Origin of the sequence: uncultured Formosa sp. (assembly GCF_947500765.1) — a bacterium.
In the GTDB taxonomy this organism is placed as follows: Bacteria; Bacteroidota; Bacteroidia; order Flavobacteriales; family Flavobacteriaceae; genus Formosa.
This window is the reverse complement of sequence record NZ_CANMTH010000036.1, coordinates 1-1,945: the sequence shown is the minus strand read 5'-3', so window position 1 is coordinate 1,945 and position 1,945 is coordinate 1. Positions and strand designations below refer to the sequence as shown.

Annotated in this window: 2 protein-coding genes; both read right to left on the bottom strand. The window is 30.4% G+C overall.

The annotated features are described in order from the left end of the window. Nucleotides 1-182 precede the first annotated feature (182 nt). Nucleotides 183-1,058 carry a carboxypeptidase-like regulatory domain-containing protein gene (locus tag Q1B05_RS18465; RefSeq protein ID WP_299782922.1) on the bottom strand — a complete coding sequence of 292 codons (876 nt, stop codon included), beginning with the start codon at nt 1,056-1,058 and terminating at the stop codon, nt 183-185. 234 nt (nt 1,059-1,292) lie between these two features. Continuing rightward, nucleotides 1,293-1,945: hypothetical protein (locus Q1B05_RS18460; RefSeq protein ID WP_299782918.1), on the bottom strand; the 653-nt coding region annotated here is incomplete at its 5' end.

The window sequence follows — 1,945 nt, the reverse complement described above, 5'->3', positions numbered from 1 at the left end:
TGCTGCATAAAAAAAACTAAATCTTTATTAGGATTTTATCTTGGAATACGTATAAGATTAGTTGCGTGGTTTAAGCACTAAAGTTAGCAAATAAATCACAGATAGAAAGTCCGCGAGGACTTTCGTAAATAGACTAAAACCAGCAATTAATTTTATACGGTGTTGTAATGCGTTTTTATTTTTTAATAACTTAATTCGATTCCGATTCCTAAACTCAATTCATTAAAGTCGTTAACTTTATAATATTTTAGAAATCCATAAACTCCTTTGTACTGTTTTTTTATTTCGGCGTGATATTCGCTCAAATTTTTATAAATCGTTGTTTTCGCAGATACAGACATTAAAAAGGGTTGTCCAATCCAAGTTCCAAGTCCGAATGTTGGTCCAATCGAATTTATATTTTCGTTTTCCGAGGCTTTATTGTAGTCAATAGTACTTAAGCCAACTATCGCACTAAAACGATTAAAATTAAGAATTGTTTCAACTGAATATGCTGTCAATTCTATATTATTATCATACTCCAAGTTTCTCAAAAAGGAATTGATGTCAGCGTTAAAATCACAACTGACAAAAAGATGATGAAAATTCAAATAAGCGTTGAGAAACTTATTTTCTTGTAGGTTGGTTTGGTAACTAATTCCTGTTTTAATTGTTGGCCAATTATAATTTGGTGTAAAAGAAAAATGAAATAGTCCACCAACAGGATTATTAATAAGTCCGCTATTTAAATAAAATCCGATATGTCGTTCATCAAACCAGTCAATGTTACAATCTTCTTTTAAAAATATTTCAAGATTCTTTTCGACCTTGAGTTTATACTCCAAAGGAACCATTCCAAGGAATGAAAAACTTAATACATTTAAAGAATCAGGAACTGAAATTTTAAAACTTCCATTAAAGTCCGTTTGAGTTCCGATTTTTGTTCCTTTAATAATCACATTTACTCCAGGAAGTGGAAGATTGTCGCTTTTGGCTTTTACAATTCCGCTATATTCTTTTGATTGGCAGAATGTGATTCCACTCGAAAATAATAATAAAAGTAAGAGTGCTTTTTTCAAAATTGGTCGGTTTGATTTGAGTTCAATTTAATTCAGATTTTTATTTTGAAAAAGTCATATTGAGTGAAACTGTATTTTGAATGAGGAAATGTGCTCTCAAATGCATTACAACGTGTTTGTGTATGATTTGTGGCGTTTTTAAACACCTAATTTAGTAAATAAAAACCGAATAGAAAATCCGCGAGGATTTTCGTAAGTAGGCGAGAACTAGCCATTAATTATACACGGTGTTACCTACAGTTTTTTATTCCGATTAATTGCGAAAACTAAAGTCGAATTTGGTAATATTTTAATTGTTTTTCTAATTTTGCTATCATAACGGTTCATTAATTCTATTTCTTTCGTAATTCGGATAATTAGATATTCAGCACTTTTTTCAGATTCGTAAGAGTATTCAAGTCCGTTAATTACTAAATCACAAGCTCCATCGATTAGAGATAAGTCATAATATTCTCCGCTTATTTCAATTCCGATTGAGTTTGCAGAAGCGTAGGTTTCGTATTTTATTTCCGTTTTTCCACTTGTTGTTTTTCCAGAATATTTTTTATAACTCAAATCATAAACTTCGTGTTCATCTTTTTCTATGTCCAATTTTGCAGAACTTCCTTGAAAATCCAATAACGATTCCTTGTTTTTAGAATCTTTTACAATTAAAATTCCGTTTATAGTTCCGCTAAAATTTCCCGATTCCAAATTTTGAAAAACAGAGTCAAATCTGTTTCCATCAATTGCACGCGAATCATTTTGTCCAAATGCGCAAAGTGACAGAAAAGTCAGAAGGATAATAAATGAAGTTCGGATATTTTTCATAATGTCTAGTCCTGAAATATGGCTACAGTTTAAAATTGAATTAAGCTGATAATTTATATACCATATTCGGTGTTTTA